The organism is Ruegeria atlantica, from assembly GCF_013033965.1.
GTDB classification, from domain to species: Bacteria; Pseudomonadota; Alphaproteobacteria; order Rhodobacterales; family Rhodobacteraceae; genus Ruegeria; species Ruegeria atlantica_D.
Map to the genome: position 1 here is coordinate 1 of NZ_WQFE01000013.1, position 21,572 is coordinate 21,572.

Here is a 21,572-nt window from a genome sequence, read left to right on the forward strand (position 1 = left end):
CTCAGGGCGCGGTGATTGGGTCCATTTCCGTCTTGGATCCCGATGCTTCGGACACGCATCGGTTCGACGTCTCGGACGACCGCTTTGAAGTCGTGGACGGCAAATTGCAGCTAAAGCCTGGCATCGCGCTGGATCATGAGGACGCAGCGCAGATAGATGTCAGTGTTACGGTGACGGATACCGATGGTGCCACCCTGACAGAACGATTCACTGTCGACGTGATGAATTTGAATGAGGGACCGACAGGGATAGCCCTAGATGACACCTCGGTCGCCGAAAACACTCAGGGCGCGGTGATTGGGTCCATTTCCGTCTTGGATCCCGATGCTTCGGACACGCATCGGTTCGACGTCTCGGACGACCGCTTTGAAGTCGTGGACGGCAAATTGCAGCTAAAGCCTGGCATCGCGCTGGATCATGAGGACGCAGCGCAGATAGATGTCAGTGTCACGGTGACGGATACCGGTGGCGCCACCCTGACAGAACGATTCACTGTCGACGTGCTGGATTTGAATGAGGGACCGACAGGGCTGTCGCTTGGAAATAGCATTGAAAACCTTATTCAAAACGGCAGCTTTGAAGAATTTGACCTGGAAAAAGGAAAGTGGAAGGGCTTTGCCTCGGATGAAAGTGGGGCCTGGCAGGACACTCATGGGATAGAAATCTGGGATCATCTCGGCGGCACAAGGGCGTCCGATGGTGATCAGTTGCTTGAGATGGACCACGGACGGGGTGTCGACACTATTTCTCAGGTCATCCAGACGGAGGATGGCCAACTTTATGATTTGGGTGTTGACCTGCGAGAACGCCTAGCGGGAGGAACCGACACCGTCGAAGTCTATTGGAATGGCAATCTGGTGGCGGAATTGGATCCGCAATCCGCCGATTGGGAAACGTTCCAGATGCAGGTCATCGGAACCGGGCAGGACACTTTGGAACTGCGCGAACCGGAAGACGAGAACGATAGCTACGGTGCCTTAGTCGACAATATCACGCTGACCGCCGCTCAGCAGACCGTGGCCGAAAACGTCGACGGTGCGGTAGTGGGGCAGCTCAGTTTCGACGACCCGGATCAGAGCGACACCCATAGGTTCGAGATATCAGATGACCGGTTCGAAGTTGTCGACAATGAACTACGCCTGAAACCCGGCGTGGCGCTGGACCATGAAGTGGCATCTTCGATCACTGTTGATGTCACGGTGATTGACGAAGGCGGACTGCACCAGACCGAGAGCTTTACGGTCAATGTGGCCGACGCGGCCGAGATGACGTTTTCATCAGGGTTTCACGCCAAATACTTCGACGTTGATCATCGCCTGTCAAAGCTGGAAGACATCAACTGGACGGCAGAGCCGACCTACGAAGAGGTCACGTCTGAAATCAACCACGCCAACAGTCATGACACATTCTGGGATGGAGGCTCAAAAGACACGTTTGGCGTACAGATCAACGGCAATATCGAAGTAGAGCAAGGCGGAACATTCAGGTTCTTCCTGGGTGCAGATGACGGTGCGATGCTGATGGTCAACGGCAAACCCATCGTTGAGAATGACGGGGTTCATGGGTTCCGGACGCGAACGGGTGAAATTGAACTGGAACCGGGAACGCATGCGATCGAAATCCGTTACTTCGAAAACTACGGTCGGGCCGGATTGAAGCTTGGATGGGAAGGACCGGGATTGGATGGACGAGAGGTGGTAACAGCGCCGGACATGTCTGAAGCTCGGACCGTTTCAGGTATGCCGCTGGCCATTGATGTGGACCTGGGAAGGCTTAGCGTGACTGATGAAACCAGCTTCGATCTGTCTGGTTTTCCCGCCGGAACGATTATCGAGGCCGGTGGAACAACATTTGTGGCAAACACGGACGGGATCGCAGAGCTGGATGGCTGGCAGGGCGGGGTGCTCACCGTAACGCCGCCACTGGGTTTTGAAGGGCTCGTCGAAGCTGTCCTGCGCCATTCCACGCCAACAGGTGAAAACAGCAGCCACGATGGTTCGCAGACGCTGACGTTCGAAGTGTCGGAGGCTGTCCTGCCCTCCCCTGAAGCCAAAATAGTAGGTGGTTTCCATGCCAGCTATTTCGATGTGGATCAAAGGTTGTCGAAACTGGATGACATCGACTGGTCTGCGGAACCGACGCATCAGGAATTTGTGCCTGACATCAATTATGGGAACAGTCGCAATTCATTCTGGGAAGGCGGTTCTAAAGATACGTTCGGAGCGAAGCTGGAAGGTAAAATCACTGTAGAAGAAGGCGGCTCCTACACGTTTTTTGCCGGTGCGGACGATGGCGCGGCAGTATTCGTCAACGGAACGAGGGTCGTTGACAATGATGGTCTGCATGGCTTCCGAACGCGGTCTGGGAGCATCGATCTTGAGCCGGGCACTTATGACATCGAAGTGCGGTATTTTGAGAATTATGGGCATGCAGGCCTGAAACTGGAATGGGATGGGCCAGACACATCAGGGCGGGAGCTTTTGCAAGCTGACCCACAGCCAATTGTCGGCGAAGACGGAACGCTTGAGCTGGCAATCGAGTTGGACCAAGTCAGTGATCAGGCCGCAGTCTCGCTGGATGGTCTGCCACCAAATACATTGCTGATCAGTGGTGAGGATTCAGTGATGACAGATGGCGAGTCAGCGGACGTGTCCGGGTGGGATCTCGATTTTCTCGAGATCTCGCCGCCTGCAGGATTCGAAGGGTTAATCGAAGGTCAAATTTTGGTAACGGATACCGGATTTAACGGGGCGCACGTATCCTCTGAAAATCCGTTTTCGCTGGAGGTCGGACAGACCGGCGAGGCGGCAAAGGAGCTGCCCCCCGAACTGGCCGAAACGTTTGCCGCGACAATACAGGTTGAACCGCCTGCGCCGTGGCACCTGGATCACCCGCAAAACGACGGGGAAACCGACGGCGATGCCCTGGCCGAAGCAGTGTTGACGAACGCTGGATCTGAGATCTCATGTATTGAGACCGAAGCCCATGAGCGTATTGACTGGTAACAGCAATCAGCCTGGTTTGCGGGCCACGATCCATGTCGGATTGTAAGTAAGGGACACGCCAAACTCAGTTCCAAAGTGCCAGACGTACTGATCCGAGAATTGGGCAAGACTGGATTTTGTCCAGACTTTCTGCGCGCGCCCGTTGACCCCGGTTCGTCGAAGGTGTTTTAGAACGCCACGCGGCGAGTCAAAATGCACTACAGAAGTGCTTTCGCCGCAGCTGACAACTTCCATTTGCCCTTCGACCGCCGCTGCCAGATCCCTGGATGGGCACAGGCCCGGCGCTTTGGCCGTCGACCCCACTTTCACCAACTCCCGGTATTGGTTCGGTCCAAAGCCCGAGACCGCCAACCACCCCCCCGGAACCAATGCATTCGCCGCTCGCTGCAAAAAAGCTGCAGGATCGTGCAGCCATTGGATCATGGATGCTGACGCAATCAGGTTGAGCTGAAACGGCCACTCGACAGTCTCGGCATTACCGCACAAAAAACCCGCGCCTATTGATATCGCCGTCTCAGCAGCTTCTGGCGACAGGTCATTGACCGTCAATTGGCCGATGTCGAATGTTCTGCACAAACGTTGCGAAAGGTGGCCAGTGCCACATCCAAGTTCCAAACCGGTCGCAAAACGATGCGGGGCGCCGCCCTTTCGCATTGCTTGAACCAGGTGATCTGCGATCTTTGCCTGTTGGCTGGCTGCGTCGTGATAGCTACGAAAACTTCGGCTAAAGCTCCGCTGCACCCGGTCTGCGATCGGCGCGTTCATGCGATCCACTCCTGCCAGTTCTGACCGTCGCGAAACGGGATATGCGAGGCGGGTATACCACGCGCGACGGGTTGTTGCGTTGCCCAGGCTACCTCTTGTGCACGAGTAGGAATGATGCGGTCCTTTTGGGGGATCCAAATTCGGTCAAACGCCATTTCAGGAGCGCCACCACGGTCGATCACGGCATGAAGCTCAGCTTTCGCCGCCTCAATATCAATCTCGGGAACCGGCCCATCCAATCCAGCGCGACGGCAAAACTTTGCGAAGCTGGCTTCGGTCAGGTGATCCGCAGTCGCGCGGATCATATCAGGTCCAATGCCACGCTTGGGATCGGCCGGATGTAACGTGCCACTGACTGCAATCAACCGAGACGGACGGAACCCGGTATGTGCCAGCCAATGGGCAGCAGATGCGACGCCGAAAGAAAAGGCGATCAGATTGATGCGGTCATAGGCCGCAAGATCAGGCAGCGGGTCGTCAAGGTGGCGAAAATCGTCGACGAATAGCACATCACTTTGTCCGGTTAGCCCCGCAAACGGGGCGCCTCCCAGCGCCCAACCCCCAAAAACTAGGATGAGTTCATCCGTGCCGGATCGTGACACCCACCGCTGCTTCATGACAGATCCCGAGCCAGAGAGACCATCGCAGAGGTTACACTGCTCAACTCATCTGCCGAGATGATGTAGGGTGGCATGCAGTAGATGTTACGGGCGAAGGGGCGCAACCAGACGCCCGTTTTGGGTGCAAGGGCATGCGCAACCGAAGGATCAACCCACTGCTCCATCTCGATGACGCCAATCGCGCCGAACACGCGTACATCCTTAACCCCAGGGAATTGGCGCGCGGGGGCAAGTTCGTGCGTCAACTGGTCGGCAATCGCGTGCACTTCGGCGCGCCAATCTCTGACCGATAGTTGATCGAGGCTGGCCATAGCCGCAGCACAAGCCAGCGGATTGGCCATGTAGGTCGGACCGTGCATCAGGACACTGGCTTCGCTTTCACCAATTCTGCGCGCGACGTTTTCAGTTGCTGCAGTCGCGGCCAAGGTAATATGACCCCCTGTCAAAGCTTTGCCCAGACAGATGATATCCGGGACCACTCTGGTGTGATCCATCGCGAACAGTTCGCCGGTTCGGCCGAACCCGGTTGCGATTTCGTCAAAAATCACAAGGATATCATGGGCTTTGCACATTTCCTGAGCTTGGCGCAACCACTTGGGGTGATAAAAGTACATTCCGCCTGCGCCCTGCACAACCGGCTCGAGGATAAGCGCCGCGATCTGATCAGCTTTGGTTTCCAGCAGCTTCTCCAACGCGCCCAACCCATTCTTGGTTGGATCATCAGCCCATTCCTGATCAAGCGAAATTGGCGGGCGTGGCAGGAAGTGCTGAATTGACAGAGCTCCGCTGAACAGCCCATGCATCCCATTCACCGGATCGCAGACACTCATCGCCTTCCAGGTGTCTCCGTGATAACCGCCGCGAATGGTCGCAAATTGTGTGCGCCCCGTGTGACCCAGCGCCATTTGGTACTGCACAGCCATTTTCAAGGCGACTTCGATCGCAACCGAGCCACTGTCGCTGTAGAATATCCGATCCAGCCCATCCGGCAGCAAGTCAACCAGTTTGCGGCCCAATTCAATTGCCGGCTGATGCGTCAGACCGCCAAACATGACGTGGGGCATTTTCTGCAGCTGTTCTGTCATCGCGCCAATAATTGCAGGATGACGATGCCCGTGTACTGCGCACCACCAGGACGACATGGCATCGATCATCCGAGTGCCATCTTCGCGGGTCAACCATACCCCTTCGGCATCGGTGATCAGGTGCATCGGGCCTGGGTTCAGAACATTTGTATACGGGTGCCACAGATGGCGGGCGTCAAAGTCCAGCGCGGTCATAGAGACCCCCGAATTGTCGCTATGTCGATCGCGTCAAAAGCCTTTGACAGCGCTTCCCGCGACAGGCTTTCAAGATACGGCAAGCGCCCCAAATGAGTGACTTGACACATCTCGGCGATGGTTTGTTCAACATCCGGCTCAGCATCGCCGACGAACGCTACTCCAACGACGCTGCAGCCCGCGCCCCGCAAAGCCATCAGGGACAGGCTTGTGTGATTGATCGTCCCCAACGCAGTACGCGCGACAAGAATTACGGGTGCCTGCCATTGAGAGATTACGTCAAGAAAGAAGGTCTCACGGTTCAGTGGCACCATAAGTCCACCAGCCCCTTCAACCACCAAGGGCCCTTCGACCTTTGGCAGCGCCAACTGGTCCGACGCAATCTCAACGCCCATATCTTCAGCTGACAGATGCGGTGAAGCCGGCATGTTCAGGCGATAAGCCTCGGGCAGAACTTTGGCACCGGACAGCACTTTGACGGTTTCCGTGTCCGTCGCATCCTCAAGCCCCGATTGCACGGGCTTCCAATAGGTCGCACCAAGCGCAGCGGTCAAACCCGCAGCAAAGACCGTTTTCCCGACGCCTGTGTCGGTTCCTGTGACGATTACAGCGCTCATGCCGCCTCCACCTGCTGATGTGCCAGTGTTTCGAAAAGAGCGCTGATGTCGTCCATACTCACGTTGCCGGTGATCGACACCCGCAAACGCGAGGTGCCGCGTGGTACGGTCGGTGGCCGGATGCCCCGGATATCAAAGCCCTTGGACTGTAGCGTTGCCGCCATTTCCATGGTTTTGGCGTCATCGCCCAGAATAACCGGGATGATTTGGCTGTTCAGAGCCTCGTTGGGAACCGCGGCTTGACGCGCGACTGCATGCGCGTGACGGATGCGGGACTGGGCTGTCAGGGACAGCGAGGGATCTGTTTGCAAGTGCTGCAAAACCGCACGAACGAGGGCTGCATTGAATGGCGACGGGGCGGTCGCAAAGATAACTGGTCGCGCGCGGTTGATGAGTGTGTCGATCACCACCTTGGGGCCGCAAATCAATCCGCCTGAAACCCCCAACCCTTTGCCGCAAGTGTGCAGTGTCAACTGGCCCGCATTCAAACCATGAGCCAGGCCTTTTCCATTGGGTCCAAACACTCCAGTCGCATGAGCTTCGTCGACGACCAATATAGCATCATAAACTCGGGCGAGATCAGACAACTCGGCCAGCGGTGCGATGTCGCCTTCCATTGAATAGATGCTTTCTACAGCAATCCAGATTTGGCCCGACCCGCCTGCTGCCACCCATTCCTCAATGGCCAAGCGCGCTGCGCGCACATTATTATGGGCAAAGGCGCGTGCTTGGGCGCGTCCCATCCGCATACCCTCATGTGCGCTTGCATGTACCAATGCATCATAAAGGATCAGGTCTTCGGCGGCAGGGAGGGTTGAGAAAATCGCCTGATTTGCCTGAAAGCCGCCGCCCAAGAACAACGCTGCCTCTGAATCGAAAAACGCGGCAGCCTCCTGCTCAAGCGCTTCATGCTCTGGGTGATTGCCGCGCAACAGACGAGATCCGCCTGATCCAAGCGGTACGTCTCGCTGCAGCGCCTTTTGAGCAGCATCGCGCAACAAGTCTGATTGTGCCAAACCGAGGTAATCGTTGGACGCAAAGTCCAGGCCGCGACGTGGTACCAACACACGGCGCCGGTGGCGGGTGCCCAGCAGCTCGAGCATCGAGTGTAGTCGGCTCAATGCCTTCATTCAGCAGCATCCAGACAAGACTTTTCGGCTGTTGTTTCCGCCTGCAACCCAAGCTTGGCAAACAAGACGGCGTCGGTGTCTTCTTCGGGGTTTTCAGCCGTCAGAAGAGTTTCACCAACAAACATCGAGTTCGCTCCGGCGAAGAAGCACATGGCCTGCAATTCCTCACTCATATCGCTGCGCCCTGCTGACAGCCGTACATAGGATTGCGGCATCATGATCCGAGCCACGGCTATGATCCGCACAAAGTCGATAGGGTCGATTGGCTTGGCGTCCGCCAAAGGTGTATCTTCCTGCGGCATCAACATGTTGATCGGCACAGAATCCGGGGCTGGGTTCATGTTGGCCAATGTCACCAGCATATCGACCCGGTCCCGAACCTCTTCGCCCATGCCAAGGATCCCGCCCGAGCATACTTTTATACCGGCTTCCTGAACGCGGTTCATCGTCTCAATTCGATCTGCAAAGGTACGCGTGGTGATGACCTCAGAATAGTACCGCTCGGAAGTGTCGATGTTGTGGTTGTAGTAATCAAGTCCCGCGTCACGCAGGCGGATCACCTGATTGTCGTCCAGCATGCCCAGGGTCATGCAGGTTTCCATCCCCATGTCGCGCACACCTTCGACCATTGCGACAAGCGCATCCATGTCCCGGTCCTTGGGTTCGCGCCATGCAGCGCCCATGCAGAACCGGGTCGCCCCGCCATCGCGGGCCTTGCGGGCCTCAGCCAGAACGCGCTGAACCTCAATCAGCTTGGAGGCCGACAGCTTTGATCCGTTCCGCGCCGATTGCGAGCAATAGGCGCAATCTTCGGCGCAACCACCCGTTTTGATCGACAGAAGCTTGGACGTCTGGATCTTGTTGGGATCAAAGTTCTCGCGATGCACAGACTGAGCGCGAAACAAAAGATCCATCAGCGGAAGATCATACAGAGCTTGAGCAGCCTCACGGGACCAAATCGGAGCGGGATTTTTCATTTTATAGATACTTTTCAACAGTTCTGGTGGATTGACATCCTTTTATAGATAAAATTCACTATCACAACCGAATTCTTCAAACTGCGTTGCTCAGGCAGAATACCGCGGATGATTGCATGCGGTGCAGGTTTCGATGGTTTTGGTCAAAAACGCGGCTGCCTTTACGGCGGTGCGCTCAATTCTGATATCCACAAACTGCAGAAAGCCACGGTCTCATATCGACACATATTGCCATGCTTGGGCAAGCAGACCACAATAGCGCTCAGTATCTCACATACCCGTATGCGCCGCGCCGTTGCACATGCACTGGTAACCAGTGTCATACTGCTGTTTTCCAAATCATGCAGATGGCGCACAGACCAACATAATGAAAGGTTCCGAATGACCTCCTCCAGCCATTTCTTAATGTCTCGCCGCCAGTTCCTTGCCACAACCACCGCCAGCGCAGCGGCGATAACCCTTCATCCATTTTCGGTCGCTGCGGCTGACAATCAGGCGCATCTCCGGATCATGGAAACCACCGATATCCATGTTCACGTCTTCCCATATGATTATTACGCGGACAAACCGCGCGACACGGTGGGCCTGTCGCGCACCGCGTCGATCATCAATGATATCCGTTCCGAGGCGACCAACTCATTGTTGGTGGACAATGGCGACTTTTTGCAGGGCAACCCAATGGGCGATTACATCGCTTATGAGCGCGGCATGAAGGAAGGTGATAGCCACCCGATCATCACCGCATTCAACACTGTCGGCTTTGACGCCGCAACGTTGGGCAATCACGAGTTCAACTATGGCTTGGATTTTCTGGAAAAGTCGCTCGCTGGCGCGGATTTCCCTGTCGTGTTGGCCAACGTTGCCAAGGAACAAGGTGCAGGGCCACGCGATGATAAGACCCTGGTCAAGCCTTACGCCATTCTGGACCGCGAAATTGAAATGGGCGACGGCAGCAAGCATCCAATCAAGGTTGGCGTCATTGGCTTTACCCCACCTCAGATCATGAATTGGGACCGCAAGCACCTGGAAGGCAACGTTCAGGCCCGCGATATCGTCGACACGGCGAAAGCCTATGTGCCCGAGATGCAAGAGCAAGGCTGCGATCTGATCATCGCCCTGTCCCATTCAGGCATTGGTGAGGCGGATCATACGGACGGGATGGAGAACGCCTCGGTCGTTTTGGCTGGTGTTGATGGTATCGATGCGTTGGTCACGGGCCATAATCACCTGGTTTTCCCCTCGCCCACGTTCGCGGATCGCCCCGGTATCGACGTCGAAAAAGGCACGCTGATGGGCAAACCGGCCGTCATGGGTGGTTTCTGGGGCTCGCATCTGGGCCTGCTGGACCTACTGCTGGAACGCGACGGGAATGAATGGCGCATTGTCACGACGACGTCCGAGGCGCGCCCGATCTCAAAGCGCAACGAAGATCGCTCGATAACCGCGCTGGTAGGCGACGACCAGACCGTTCTGGATTCAGTTGCTACCGATCACGACGAAACACTGGCATATGTTCGCCGCGCCGTTGGGAAGACTTCCGCACCTCTGCATAGCTATTTCGCGCTTGTCGCGGATGACCCGTCGGTGCAGATCGTGTCAATCGCGCAGAAATGGTATGTCGAAGAGATGCTAAAAGGCACCGAGCATGAGGGGTTGCCTATTTTGTCGGCGGCTGCTCCGTTCAAGGCCGGAGGCCGTGGAGGTCCAGAGTATTACACTGATGTTCCTGTGGGTGATGTCGCCATCAAAAACGTGGCTGACCTGTACCTCTATCCAAACACCGTGCGGGCGGTCCGCGTGAACGGGGCACAGGTCCGGGGTTGGCTGGAGCGTTCCGCTGGTATGTTCAATCAGGTCGAGCCAGGTTCGGCCGACGCGATCCTGCTGAACCCAGAGTTCCCGTCCTACAATTTTGATGTGATGGACGGCGTGACCTATCAGATCGACCTGTCCCAGCCCTCGCGCTTTGGACCAAAGGGCGAAGAGCTGAATCCGGATGCGGCACGGATTGTGAACCTGTCCTTCAACGGAACGCCGGTCACGGACGATATGGAGTTCATTATCGCCACCAACAACTACCGCGCGTCTGGCGGTGGTTCATTCCCGGGTGCGATGGGCGACACGATCGTCTTCGAGGCCCCGGACACCAACCGCGACGTTATCGTGCGTTATATCGTTGAACAGGGCACAATTGATCCAAAAGCGGACGCCAATTGGTCTTTCGCTCCGCTCGAAGATACCACAGTGTTGTTCGAAACCGGCCCCAAGGCCCGCGACTACATGGGCGATGTTAAAGGGGTGGTAATAGAAGACGCAGGCGAAGGCGTAGACGGCTTTGCCGCATTCCGCATCAAGCTTTAAGCAATATGGCTAGCGACCGCCGCCCTGATCAATGGGTGGCGGTCGCCCAACTAACATGGAAACCGGTTTTGGGCCACAGACCGGGAGCATGAACTCTTAGTCAAGCTCGCCACTTTCCGACATCAAAATTGCCAGCGGTCGCGTAGATTGGATTTGCGATAGGATGATCATCACCACGGCGGTCAATGGAATTGCCAGAATGGTGCCTGCCAACCCCCACATCGCCGTCCAGATCGTCAGCGAAAACAGCACCATGAATCCACTCAGGTTCACCGAGTTTCCGACCAGTCGGGGCTCTAGGATGTTTCCGACAAATAGCTGAGCAGCCATAAGAGCAACCAATGCGACCCCGGCGTGCCAGATACCGCCAAATTGTACGAGGCTGAGCATGACGGGAAACAGGACACCCACGATTGAGCCCAGATAGGGAATGTAATTCAAAAGCCCGACCAAGATGGCCCAAAACATGGCAAATTCGATGCCCAGGAAGAGCATGATCACATATGAGATCACGGCCAAAATGACGTTAATCAGAGTTTTTGCACTCAGGTAACTGCCGATTTTCTGGTTGATCTGAGCGACGATTTTCAACGACCGGTCCGCGGTTTCGGCATCGCCCAAAGCCTTGCGAACCTTTTCCGGCATGTCGTCCAGATCGGACAGGATGAACACGATGTAGAGGATAGTCATCAACATAACCGTGCCGAAGCCCTGCACCGTAGACAGCGTTCCCTGAACAAAGCCCAAGACATTGAATTTTCCGGCAAGCGTCTGTTCAATCGTGGACCAGTCGGGCAGTTTTTTGACGCCCAACATCGCCATCGCCGAGTCGAGCAGTGCCTTTAGATTAGTTTGGTATTGCGGGATATTCTGGGCGACGGCTTGGGCATTCGCTTCAAGAAAAATCCCAATGAGGACCAGCGTCAAAAATATGACCAGCAGCGCAAGCAAACGACGCCCCCGTCGCGGAATGTGGCGCAATCCCGGAACGCGGCCAATTGTCGACGCAGTCGAGTCGAGAATGTATATCCCGATAATGCCCAGAAGCACCGGCAGAAAGATGCTTTTGCCCAGCACCAGCAGCCAGCCTATGACAACAGCGACGATCAGGCCAGATGCTAGTTTTGTCACATTAAACTGCAGCATTTCTTCGCTTTCGGTCGGACGCATCGCTCCTTTTGTGCCGGGTTCAAGTTACATATTCAACTTTTATTCAAGATAGCTGCGTGTCTTAGGTGCGATGGCGACTGCCCGGAGCAGGAGGCGTTTCGCGGCCACCGGCAAAACACTGCGCGATTGACATCCATTCGGCTGCAACCGGTCCCTCCACCTGTAACGATGTGTCTGCGACGTTGCGGGTTTGGGCTGAGACTTGTGCGAACTCCACTGCGGGGCCCGTTATCCGGTTTTCACCCGGCTCGCCAAAATCCCACAAGGCTCCGGACGGTGCCGTCAGTTCCAGCCGCGGCATCGCCTCGGGCACAGGTCTACCATTTACCTGATAGGCCCAGCCAAACGTATTCACACCCAGAACGACGACATTCTTGATCCGGTCCCGTTCGACGCGCTCGATACCAAGGATGTCAAAAACCTCTTGCCCGTGCGCCCAGGTTTCCATCTGGCGGGCAGTGATCGACGAGCGTACAGACATGTCGGGGCCAGCCCAGTTCACGCGTTGCTTCGGATCAAGGCCAACCCACCGAGTGCCAATGTCCGTGTAAAGTGTTCGCCACGCTTCACGCAGCTCGTTTCCGCGCAGCGAGATTGCTTTGTTCTCTGCCGGACGCAACCCTTCGACCTTGGCCTTGCCAAACAAGGCGCCAATGCGCGCAGCAAATGCATCAGGGTCCTGAAGTGACAGATCGGCCATCTGGTTCCAATAATGCAGATGCACCAGCACATCGTTCAGCGTCCATCGTTTGAACTGAGTTTGGGTGTCCCATTGATCGCCCGAAACATCGGCCAGAATGGCAAACAATGCCTCGCTTTCTTCCAGAAAATCCGTTGCCTGTTGCACTGCGTCTTCCTCTGATTTTGCGATTAATCTTCGATGGCGCTGGCAAGATTTGATTGGCACAGCGACCGACCGCATTCGCCAATTCTATCTATGCTTCTTCAATCTCGATCATTACATCCCCCGCCATCAGTTGCTGCCCAACCTCAACATGGACAAAAGTGATGACCCCCTCAACGGCAGACGTGATCTGATGCTGCATCTTCATAGCCTCCAAAACAGCCAGACAGTCGCCTTTGGATACGCTCTGCCCAAGTTTTGCCGACACCTCGATCAAAGCGCCCGGCATGGGGGCGATGACACGACCGCCCGAGGCAGCTCCCGCATCCGATGCGCCGGGACGCAGACGGCGAAACTGCAAACGTTCAGCACCGATCGCGATCTGGACTGTGTCCAGCGTTACTTCGGCGAAGACGTCTACGGTCTGGTTATTTACTCGCGCCCTCACTTTTCCTTGGCCCTGTTCGATGCAAGAGACTTCGTATGAGTTGCCCTCGACCCAAACCGTCCACCCATCCGGGCGTGCAAGTGCACGCGTTTGCATCACTTTGTCGCCATGGGCAAGCATCACGACGAACGGTGGCAAATCAGAACTGGACCAGCCCAGTTGTTCGGTTGAGACATATCCCGCCGCAGCCATTGCACGGGCCTGATCCGCATTCAACAACAGCGCCGACGCCACGGCGATGTCGCGCGCCGTCACCTGGTATGGCGAAAAGCCGTTGGGATAGGTGCGATCCAGAAATGTTGTCGTTGCATCGCCGGCAATGAAAGTTCCTTGCTGCAGCACATCTGCTAGAAACGGCGAATTTGTCACCGTACCAAGCAAAACCGTTTCATTCACCGCCTTGATCAGCCGCGCCCGCGCAGTTTCACGGGTTGGACCATGCGCGATAATCTTAGCGAGCATGGCATCATAGTAAGGCGATACCTCTTGCCCCTGTTGAATGCCTGCATCCACACGTATTCCGGGTCCGGTCGCGGCCTGCCAGAAGTCGATTGGACCAGTTGCCGGCAGATACCCGTTAGCGGGGTCTTCAGCATAAAGACGTGCTTCGATGGCGTGGCCAGTCATAGTGACATCTTCCTGAGAGATCGGAAGGGCGTCACCCTGCGCGATTGCGATCTGCAACGCTACAAGATCAAGGCCGGTGACCATCTCGGTCACAGGGTGTTCTACCTGCAGGCGGGTGTTCATTTCGAGGAAATAGAACGCGCCGGGGGTCTCCAGAAGAAACTCCACCGTTCCGGCGCCGCAATAGTTCACTGCGCGGGCCGCCTCAATCGCCACCGCCCCCATTAGCGCGCGCAATTCGGGTGTCATGGCCGGGCTTGGAGCCTCTTCGATGACTTTTTGATGGCGGCGTTGAACCGAACATTCCCTTTCGCCCAGATGAATTACATTCCCGTCCCCATCGGCAAATATCTGAAATTCGACATGGCGCGCATCGCTGATCGCTTTTTCCAGGATCAAGTCGCCGGACCCAAATGCGTTCTCAGCTTCGGATCGGGCAAGCGCAATCGCCGCAGAAAAAGCGCCGGCGTCCTGGACCAGACGCATTCCCCGCCCGCCGCCGCCTGCCGCAGCCTTCACCATAATTGGAAAACCGATCTGGTCAGCTTCTGCAATCAATGCCGCATCCGATTGATCTTCGCCCTCATATCCCGGAACGCAAGGCACGCCCGCACCGATCATCAGGCGCTTCGCATCAGCTTTGTCGCCCATCAACCGGATTGCTTTGGGGCCAGGGCCGATAAAATTCAGGCCTGCGGTCTCAACCGCCGTTGCGAATTCGGCGTTTTCGGATAGAAACCCATAGCCCGGATGGATCGCCCCTGCCCCGGTTTCCTGAGCGACGGCAATGATCTTTTCAGCGTGCAGGTAACTGTCACCAATCGGGCCGTCTCCGATCCATACCGCCTTATCAGCAAGGCCGACATGCGGCGCACGCGCGTCAGCGGTCGTGTAAACGGCGATCGTACGCAACCCAAGTGACCGAGCCGTACGCAGGATACGCGCGGCGATTTCCCCGCGATTGGCAACGAGAAGCGTGTCGAATGCCATAGCTCAGCCCCTGCTATATTGTTTTGGTTGCGAATTTGGTGAGTGATGCAGCATGGTCAGAACCTGTGCACTCCGTAAGAGCTGGGTTTGACCTTTCGCGCGCGACCTTCAAGGCACGTTTCAAGGCAAAAACCCAGAACGCGTCGCGTGTCGCGTGGGTCGATGACGCCATGATCGATACATCGGCCCGACGTGTAAAACGCGTTCTCCTGTTTTGTGAAATGCATTGTTATCGCAGCCTTCTGAGCAGCCAACTTGGCCTCGTCAGGGTTGATCCCTTTGCGTTTGAAACCTGCGCGTGCGACCAGTTCCATCGTTCCAGCGGCTTGTTCTCCGCCCATCACCCCCGTCGCCGCATTCGGCCAGGCGAACAAAAAATCCGGATCATAAGCATAACCGCACATGCCATAATTTCCGGCGCCAAAACTTGCACCGATATATAGCGTGATCTTCGGAACATCGACCGAGGTAACGGCCTGGATCATCTTCGCCCCATGTTTGATCATACCGCCTTGCTCATATTGCGTGCCAACCATGAAGCCGGTGATATTATTGAGAAAAATAAGGGGAATATCGGCCTGGTCGCATAGCTGAATGAATTGCGCGGCTTTGTTCGCGCCAGCCGGGTCCAGTGGGCCGTTGTTGCCGAGAATGCCGACAGCGATACCGTTGATTGCAGCCTGCATACAGACCGTTACCGGTCCATAATCGGCTTTGAAATCCTCAAAATCAGAGCCATCTACAATGCGGGCCACGACTTCGCGGACGTCATAGGGAACGCGATAATCGGTTGGAACAACGCCAGCAATCTCATCCGCATCGTATTTTGGTGGTTGCACCTCCTTGTCGCGACGCGCAGGCAAAGACTTGTTCCAATCCAGTCGGGCCATCACGTTTCGCGCCACTTCGATGCCGTGTGCATCGTCCTCGGCCAGATAGTCGACCAGACCAGATGTGCTGGCATGCATCTCTGACCCGCCCAAGTCGCGGTCGTTGGCCTTTTCACCCGTCGCCGCATAGACCAACGCGGCCCCGGCCAAGGCGGCCATGCCATTGTTCTTCACGCCGACCACATAATCCGCAAGGCCGGGCATATAGGCCCCGCCGGCGGTTGAAGGGCCATGCAGAACGGCGAGGTTGGGCAAGCCAGCCGCCGAATGACGGGCCAAATTGCGGAACAATTTGCCGCCATTGGCCCAAAATTCGACCTTGTATTCCATCAGGTTCGCACCGGCACTTTCGACAAGATGCACGAATGGCAGGTTCTGTTTCAAGGCCATGTCCTGCGCACTCAGGAAGGCTGCAGCCGACATCTCGACCATCGCGCCCGCTTTTATCCCTGCATCATCAACGATGACCATGCAACGCACGCCTGAAACAAATCCGATGCCGATAACGAGTGACGCGCCCGGAACGGATTGCTCAGGATCATCAGTATCGACACAGTAACCCGCCAGCCCGTGCAGTTGTAAAAAAGGCATACCGGGATCCAGCAGTTGAACGAGCCTGTCACGGGGTGTGATCTGTCCCCGGGCTTCCATCCGTTCACGCCGTTTCTCGGAGAGAGCGACTGGGCGCGCTTCGAGGGCACGCATCTCATCGACAAGCGCCAGCATCTCTGCTCGGTTCTTGGCAAAGGCGTCAGAATCGCGGACGACCTTACTGACAAAACCCATCAGTTTTCTCCTCGCTCGGTGTGTGAGGATAACTCTGCCGGAATCCTGATCGGCGTGGCCAGCAGTATTTGAGCAAAGCTTTTGCCTTGCGCGTCGTTGCGCAGAGAAGAGACACCGCCACCTCCCAACGAATTGTACAGCAGGATGTTCATGGAATGTGTGCCGGGCAGATAGAACCGTTCGACCCTGCCGGATAGGTGGTCGGAAAGTACATCCGCGAGAGTCTCTGCATTTAGGGCAGCCCAGATGTAGGGCATAAAGGCTGCATGACGCGCGATGACTCCGACGTTTGCGGTGTCGCCCTTGTCCCCCGATCTTGCCCAGGCCAAGTCTTCCAAAGGGCATGTGACCCACTCTGTCACCTTTTCTTCGGCCGTGCCCGGAGCTTTTGGCCGCACAGGTTCCGGTTCTTGTGGGGATTTTTTCGGCGGATCGAACGCTATGTCTTTTCCATCCAACGTTACGCGATAAGCCAGAGTGTCTTCTGGCACCAAGAAGGAATACAGGGCAACCACAGGCGAAGGTTTTGGCCGCCCTCCCCCTGTAAAGATGTGCAATCCCGGCGGAGCAGCCAACGCACACCCGGTCATCTCGCGTAGGAACAAACCAACGGCATTGGGGTCGTCGTGTTTCACGGCTGCTTTGAACGATATCTCTTCGTATTCGCCTTTGCCGGGGCTGCCTCCGAAGGCTTCGAAGGACACCTCGCGATAATCGGGGGCGTTCATCCGATGCAGAACGGCACGCGAACGATCAAGCCCCGCTTGGGCAAACGCCTCCGCCTTTTGTCGCGCCTTGCGCCCGTTCATCAGAAACGTCATGCCCGCGCGATACCCATCCGCCCATGTGGCGGACACTTTAAGCTGCCCGGTCGGCGCTCGCCCCTTCGCGCCCAAGACGGCCACGCGGTCCGGCGCGGCTTGCTCCATCCTGACTTTGGAAAAATCACAAATCACGTCGGGCAGTATGTAGGCCTGCGGATCACCGATTTCATAAAGCATCTGCTCGCAGACCGAAGCCGGGGTCACACATCCCGTTGTGCCCTGGGGCTTGGTCAGGACGAATCCGCCATCCGCACTGACCTCGGCAACCGGATAACCGATTTGCGCAATATCCCCCGCCAGTTCCCAATCCGTGAAATTCCCACCGGTGGCTTGTGGTCCACATTCCAGCAGATGCCCCGCCAACGAACCGGCAGACAGTAAGTCGTGGTCGTCGTGTCCCCAACCGAAATGATACATGCACGCCGCCAAAGTCAGCGCACTGTCAACGCAACGACCCGTTATGACGATGTCCGCGCCAGCCTGCAACGCAGCCAATATCGGTCCTGCTCCGATATAGGCATTGACTGAGGCGATTTTCTCGGTCGGCGGCATCGGCGCCCCGGAAAACATCTCGGCCCGATCGGTAAACTCGGCCACGCGTGGCAGCAGATCATCGCCTTCGATCACCGCAACTTTCAAGTTCAATCCCAATTCAGCAGATTTGCGTCGCAATGCATCGGCACAGGCCACTGGGTTGACCCCGCCCGCATTTGACAACACCTTTACGCCCTGCCCGACGATCTGGCTCAGGTTTTGAGCCATAACCTCAGAGACGAAATCTACCGCATATCCTCTATGGGGATCTTTAAGACGGGCCCGGGCCATGATCGACATGGTGATTTCGGCAAGGTAGTCATAGACCAGAAAGTCGAGGCCTGGGACGCGCAACAACTGCTGCGTGGCATGAAGGGCATCCCCCCAAAACCCGCAAGCTCCTCCGATCCGCAGAGAATGTGTCACGCCACGTCTCTCCTGCCCTGTCGCGATCCGCAGTTTACAGACCGACTGTTCTGTTTTTATTATCTACCGACCACCGCGGTCAACGAAGATCTGCCATTGCGACGCCACGGAAGGTGACTGAAACGATGCCAAATAAACACTCGGTCCAGGATCAGAGGTCCCAGGAAATGCAGGCCAAAATCTGCAATGCCACGGTCGCATGCCTGGATCAGCTTGGGTATGCAGAGACAACCTTTGCAATGGTACAGGCCAAAGCAGGTATCTCGCGCGGGGCAATTACGCATCATTTCCCCACCAAGCAGGCCCTGGTCGCCGCGACCGCGATGCGACTATTGGGCAACGCACAAAGCCCGCTTTGGCCACAGGATCGCTCACCACAACCCGTTTACGAACTGATTATGCACGCCTGGACCACTGTCGTAAATTCGGCGGGCGGTCGTGCCATTGTTGAAATTCTGGTTGCTTGCCGAACCGATGAAGAATTGTTCGAGATGCTTGAGCAGAGCCTGAGAGACTGGGACAAATCGAACCTAAGCCTCATCTCAGGCCGATACACCAGTGTAACAGGCGACCAAGCCGACACAGAATTGCTGTGGAGTATTACCCGAAACTTCCTGCGTGGTTTGCTGTTACACGAGAAATTCGTGTCATCGCCAGAATACCTCACGCATATGATGGATCGCTTTGCGCGCATCATGGAAAGCCAGCTTTTGGTACTGCCCGAACATAACGTCGAGGAGGTCGAATGACCCTGCCATCCCCCTTCATGACCCCAGAACGCGAGAGTTTTCGCACCAGTTTCGGGCGCTTTGTCGATACTGAAATCAAACCTCACATTGAACAATGGGAGGCGGATCGCGGTGTCCCTTGGGAACTGCATGTCGCAATCGCGGAATTCGGAGTATTTGGCTTCGGGATTGATGAAAATTATGGCGGGCTGGGCTTCGACAATGCGTTCATGCGCCACGACTACAGCGAAATCCTGTTCGGCTGTGGAGCATCCGGCATCGGAGCCGCCGTTGGGGGACGTACGATTTCAATTAGCCCAATCGCGAAATTCGCATCCGAAGAGTTCAAGCAGAAAGTGCTCCCCGAGATTATCTCTGGGCGCATGACCTCCGCACTTGGAATCACCGAACCGGGCGCAGGGTCGGACGTTGCCAACATTCAAACGAGGGCAGAGCGGAAAGGTGGCAAGTGGATCCTGAATGGTGAAAAAACCTATATCACGGGGGGGATGGATGCCGAATGGTTTGTGATTGGCGCGCGTACCGGCGGTCCGGGGTTGGCCGGTATATCGTTGTTCTTAGTCCCTCATGACGCGCCGGGGTTCAGCCGTACACCGCTGGGTGACAAGATGGGCTGGCACAGCTCACAGCAAGCGACTCTGAATTTCGATGAATGCGAGCTGGCCTCTTCCGCTTTGCTGGGCCCCGAGAACAAGGGCTTCGTCGCAATCATGGACAATTTCAACTTTGAACGGCTAGGCCTGACATCCGCTTCGTTGGGTATGATGAAGCTGTGCTACGATAGCGCGTTGGACTGGGCACGTGAACGCCAGACGTTTGGAAAGCGCCTGGTCGAGCATCAGGTCATTGGCCATAAGTTTGCGGAAATGTCCGCCCGAATTGACATGAACGAAGCCTATATCGAACGCATCTGCTGGGCGATTGAGCAAGGTTTCAAGCCAGTGGCCGAACTTGCCAAAGCCAAGGTTCAGGCCACCACGTCGCTACAGTTTGTTGCATCCGAGGCGATGCAGATCTTTGGAGGTGCCGCGTACATGCTGGGCAACCCGGTTGAGCGGGTCTGGCGCGAGATCAAAATCTTGGCCATCGGCGGCGGCTCAGAAGAGATCATGCGCGATCTGGCCGTGCGCCAGATGGGTCTGGCCGGGCAATAGGGATGGCCCCAAACACAATATGCGCACCACAGGTTTAGTTACGGTGTCTGGAAGTCGTGTCTTCGACAGACACTTTCTTCCGGCAAAAACGTTGTATGCAAACCGCCGATGGCAACTTGAATTCCCTTGGCTCGCAGGACACACGCAATTTCATACCCGCGAATGGCATCCGGTGTTGAGAAAAAGATAACCGCGATGTCTGCATGGATGCGCCTTGGGTCGCACTGTTCCCAAACCTCATCAATAAGCTGAACGTCTACCCAATCGGGGGTAGCTGCAGCTGCCGAAAAATGCTCTGAGGAGGACCACCCTGACCGACTTGTACGCCTTGAAGTCACTTTCGGCTGAAGCTTTGATTAGACCGAGTTTCATGTTCTGCTCCTTGAGGTGGATGACGCACTCCCGATTGGATTAGGTATCATACCAAAACCAGCGGTACTTTTTTGTCTCTTTGGACAAGAAAATTCGCTTCGATGTGATTCAATGGCGTCGGTAAAAACTATTTTCCTCAAGAAATTATAAGCCGTGGATCAAAAGACAGTTGTGCAATCATTTATGACAAGTTAAATTGCACCAACTCATCACACGAGGGAAAAATGGATATCTGGTTTTATGTCGGGCTCGGCCTGTTGATTTGGGCTATAAGAGACCTTGTCTTTGGTTCGACCTACTTGTGGGAGCGAGTCACCCGCGCTGAAAACCCAGGGACATACTGGGTTTGTGTAATGGTTTGGCTTGTCGTTGCTCTGGCGATTTTGTTCACTTCCCCGACGACCTACTACCTGTTCTCCTGAAGCAAACTCGTGCGGCAAACTTTACGGCCCCCTTTTTATAGGCTGGCACAAAAGGGTTTTCGCGTGGGTGGTTTTGATCGGAAGCTGGTTTTGAGCGCGAAATCAAGGTGACAGGGCCCCGAAGCAGACAGCCAAGCGCGCAATAAGAGCATTGAAACAGAAATTCTATGGTGCGGGTGGAGGGACTTGAACCCCCACGACTTGCGTCGCCAGAACCTAAATCTGGTGCGTCTACCAATTTCGCCACACCCGCAACCCAGGCACTCAGTGCCGGAATGACGGCGTGAATAACAAAGCTTGCGGCAGAGTGCGAGAGGGAAAATTGCGTTGTGTGCAAGATTATTGACGACACCGGCAAAATGCCCTCCCGAACCGAACGAGATGTCCTTGTAAGGATCGCCAAACTCGGTTGGCCGAAGGAATGGTTGAGCAATCTCGAGTATCGCTACTTGCGGCAGAAAAACGGCTTGCTTCCCAGCAGTGTCGAAAAGTTTCAACAGGAATCCCGCTTCAATCTGGCGGGCCATTATTGTTCACCAATAAGAGACACTCAGTGTTAATTGGTGATTATTCAAAAACAA

15 protein-coding genes and 1 tRNA gene are annotated in these 21,572 nt (G+C 55.9%); 4 read left to right on the plus strand and 12 right to left on the minus strand.

Translation table 11 applies throughout. From position 1 onward, the window contains the following. A partial coding sequence (locus GOW16_RS19325) for a PA14 domain-containing protein (RefSeq protein ID WP_170418581.1) occupies positions 1-3,005 on the plus strand: 3,005 nt, incomplete at its 5' end. 6 nt (positions 3,006-3,011) lie between these two features. Here GOW16_RS19325 and GOW16_RS19330 read toward each other — a convergent pair. The 6 genes from GOW16_RS19330 to bioB are packed head-to-tail and all read right to left on the minus strand — an operon-like array spanning position 3,012 to position 8,394. Continuing rightward, a complete protein-coding gene (locus GOW16_RS19330; protein WP_170418584.1) occupies positions 3,012-3,770 on the minus strand; it encodes a methyltransferase domain-containing protein in 759 nt (252 codons plus the stop codon). Continuing rightward, a complete protein-coding gene (locus GOW16_RS19335; protein ID WP_170418587.1) occupies positions 3,767-4,387 on the minus strand; it encodes a pimeloyl-ACP methyl esterase BioG family protein in 621 nt (206 codons plus the stop codon). The genes GOW16_RS19330 and GOW16_RS19335 overlap by 4 nt, the downstream gene beginning before the upstream one ends. After that, positions 4,384-5,670 carry an adenosylmethionine--8-amino-7-oxononanoate transaminase gene (gene bioA, locus GOW16_RS19340; protein ID WP_170418589.1) on the minus strand — a complete coding sequence of 429 codons (1,287 nt, stop codon included), beginning with the start codon at positions 5,668-5,670 and terminating at the stop codon, positions 4,384-4,386. Before bioA ends, GOW16_RS19335 begins: the two co-directional genes overlap by 4 nt. After that, complete coding sequence (gene bioD / locus GOW16_RS19345) at positions 5,667-6,287, minus strand: dethiobiotin synthase (protein WP_170418592.1); 621 nt, start codon at positions 6,285-6,287, stop codon at positions 5,667-5,669. Before bioD ends, bioA begins: the two co-directional genes overlap by 4 nt. Then, entirely contained in the window at positions 6,284-7,417 is a 1,134-nt protein-coding gene (locus GOW16_RS19350) for an 8-amino-7-oxononanoate synthase (protein ID WP_170418595.1), read from the minus strand. The genes bioD and GOW16_RS19350 overlap by 4 nt, the downstream gene beginning before the upstream one ends. Further along, positions 7,414-8,394, minus strand: a complete 981-nt coding sequence (gene bioB, locus GOW16_RS19355; RefSeq protein WP_170418599.1) for a biotin synthase BioB — start codon at positions 8,392-8,394, stop codon at positions 7,414-7,416. Before bioB ends, GOW16_RS19350 begins: the two co-directional genes overlap by 4 nt. Positions 8,395-8,775: 381 nt before the next feature. Here bioB and GOW16_RS19360 point away from each other — a divergent pair, with 381 nt between their 5' ends. Further along, on the plus strand, positions 8,776-10,755 hold the full coding sequence (locus tag GOW16_RS19360) for a bifunctional 2',3'-cyclic-nucleotide 2'-phosphodiesterase/3'-nucleotidase (RefSeq protein ID WP_170418602.1): 1,980 nt from the start codon (positions 8,776-8,778) through the stop codon (positions 10,753-10,755). Between the two features lie 96 nt (positions 10,756-10,851). Here the strand turns inward: GOW16_RS19360 and GOW16_RS19365 are convergent, their stop codons facing one another. The 5 genes from GOW16_RS19365 to GOW16_RS19385 form a co-directional block, all read right to left on the minus strand. Next, on the minus strand, positions 10,852-11,925 hold the full coding sequence (locus GOW16_RS19365) for an AI-2E family transporter (protein ID WP_170418605.1): 1,074 nt from the start codon (positions 11,923-11,925) through the stop codon (positions 10,852-10,854). Positions 11,926-11,986: 61 nt separating this feature from the next. Beyond that, the gene (locus tag GOW16_RS19370; RefSeq protein WP_170418607.1) at positions 11,987-12,772 is read right to left on the minus strand and encodes a TIGR03084 family metal-binding protein; all 786 of its coding nucleotides are present in this window, start codon (positions 12,770-12,772) and stop codon (positions 11,987-11,989) included. Between the two features lie 88 nt (positions 12,773-12,860). Continuing rightward, positions 12,861-14,834 (minus strand): acetyl-CoA carboxylase biotin carboxylase subunit, encoded by a 1,974-nt coding sequence (locus tag GOW16_RS19375; RefSeq protein ID WP_170418610.1) that lies wholly within the window; start codon positions 14,832-14,834, stop codon positions 12,861-12,863. Between the two features lie 56 nt (positions 14,835-14,890). Further along, positions 14,891-16,510 carry an acyl-CoA carboxylase subunit beta gene (locus GOW16_RS19380; RefSeq protein WP_170418613.1) on the minus strand — a complete coding sequence of 540 codons (1,620 nt, stop codon included), beginning with the start codon at positions 16,508-16,510 and terminating at the stop codon, positions 14,891-14,893. Beyond that, positions 16,510-18,294 carry an acyclic terpene utilization AtuA family protein gene (locus tag GOW16_RS19385; protein WP_170418616.1) on the minus strand — a complete coding sequence of 595 codons (1,785 nt, stop codon included), beginning with the start codon at positions 18,292-18,294 and terminating at the stop codon, positions 16,510-16,512. Before GOW16_RS19385 ends, GOW16_RS19380 begins: the two co-directional genes overlap by 1 nt. 125 nt (positions 18,295-18,419) lie before the next feature. Here GOW16_RS19385 and GOW16_RS19390 point away from each other — a divergent pair, with 125 nt between their 5' ends. Together GOW16_RS19390 and GOW16_RS19395 are read left to right on the plus strand one after the other, a co-directional pair. Beyond that, positions 18,420-19,043 (plus strand): TetR/AcrR family transcriptional regulator, encoded by a 624-nt coding sequence (locus tag GOW16_RS19390; protein ID WP_170418618.1) that lies wholly within the window; start codon positions 18,420-18,422, stop codon positions 19,041-19,043. Beyond that, complete coding sequence (locus GOW16_RS19395) at positions 19,040-20,197, plus strand: acyl-CoA dehydrogenase family protein (RefSeq protein WP_170418621.1); 1,158 nt, start codon at positions 19,040-19,042, stop codon at positions 20,195-20,197. The genes GOW16_RS19390 and GOW16_RS19395 overlap by 4 nt, the downstream gene beginning before the upstream one ends. A 962-nt stretch (positions 20,198-21,159) precedes the next feature. Here the strand turns inward: GOW16_RS19395 and GOW16_RS19400 are convergent. Continuing rightward, positions 21,160-21,244 (minus strand) — tRNA-Leu (locus GOW16_RS19400). Positions 21,245-21,572 lie beyond the last annotated feature (328 nt).

Excerpts from the sequence above, each read along its gene's own strand:
- bioB (WP_170418599.1), bottom strand. The coding sequence starts at position 8,394 with ATGAAAAATCCCGCTCCGATTTGGTCCCGTGAGGCTGCTCAAGCTCTG.
- GOW16_RS19350 (WP_170418595.1), bottom strand. The coding sequence starts at position 7,417 with ATGAAGGCATTGAGCCGACTACACTCGATGCTCGAGCTGCTGGGCACC.
- bioA (WP_170418589.1), bottom strand. The coding sequence starts at position 5,670 with ATGACCGCGCTGGACTTTGACGCCCGCCATCTGTGGCACCCGTATACA.
- GOW16_RS19330 (WP_170418584.1), bottom strand. The coding sequence starts at position 3,770 with ATGAACGCGCCGATCGCAGACCGGGTGCAGCGGAGCTTTAGCCGAAGT.
- GOW16_RS19375 (WP_170418610.1), bottom strand. The coding sequence starts at position 14,834 with ATGGCATTCGACACGCTTCTCGTTGCCAATCGCGGGGAAATCGCCGCG.
- bioD (WP_170418592.1), bottom strand. The coding sequence starts at position 6,287 with ATGAGCGCTGTAATCGTCACAGGAACCGACACAGGCGTCGGGAAAACG.
- GOW16_RS19360 (WP_170418602.1), top strand. The coding sequence starts at position 8,776 with ATGACCTCCTCCAGCCATTTCTTAATGTCTCGCCGCCAGTTCCTTGCC.
- GOW16_RS19365 (WP_170418605.1), bottom strand. The coding sequence starts at position 11,925 with ATGCGTCCGACCGAAAGCGAAGAAATGCTGCAGTTTAATGTGACAAAA.
- GOW16_RS19390 (WP_170418618.1), top strand. The coding sequence starts at position 18,420 with ATGCCAAATAAACACTCGGTCCAGGATCAGAGGTCCCAGGAAATGCAG.
- GOW16_RS19380 (WP_170418613.1), bottom strand. The coding sequence starts at position 16,510 with ATGGGTTTTGTCAGTAAGGTCGTCCGCGATTCTGACGCCTTTGCCAAG.
- GOW16_RS19335 (WP_170418587.1), bottom strand. The coding sequence starts at position 4,387 with ATGAAGCAGCGGTGGGTGTCACGATCCGGCACGGATGAACTCATCCTA.
- GOW16_RS19395 (WP_170418621.1), top strand. The coding sequence starts at position 19,040 with ATGACCCTGCCATCCCCCTTCATGACCCCAGAACGCGAGAGTTTTCGC.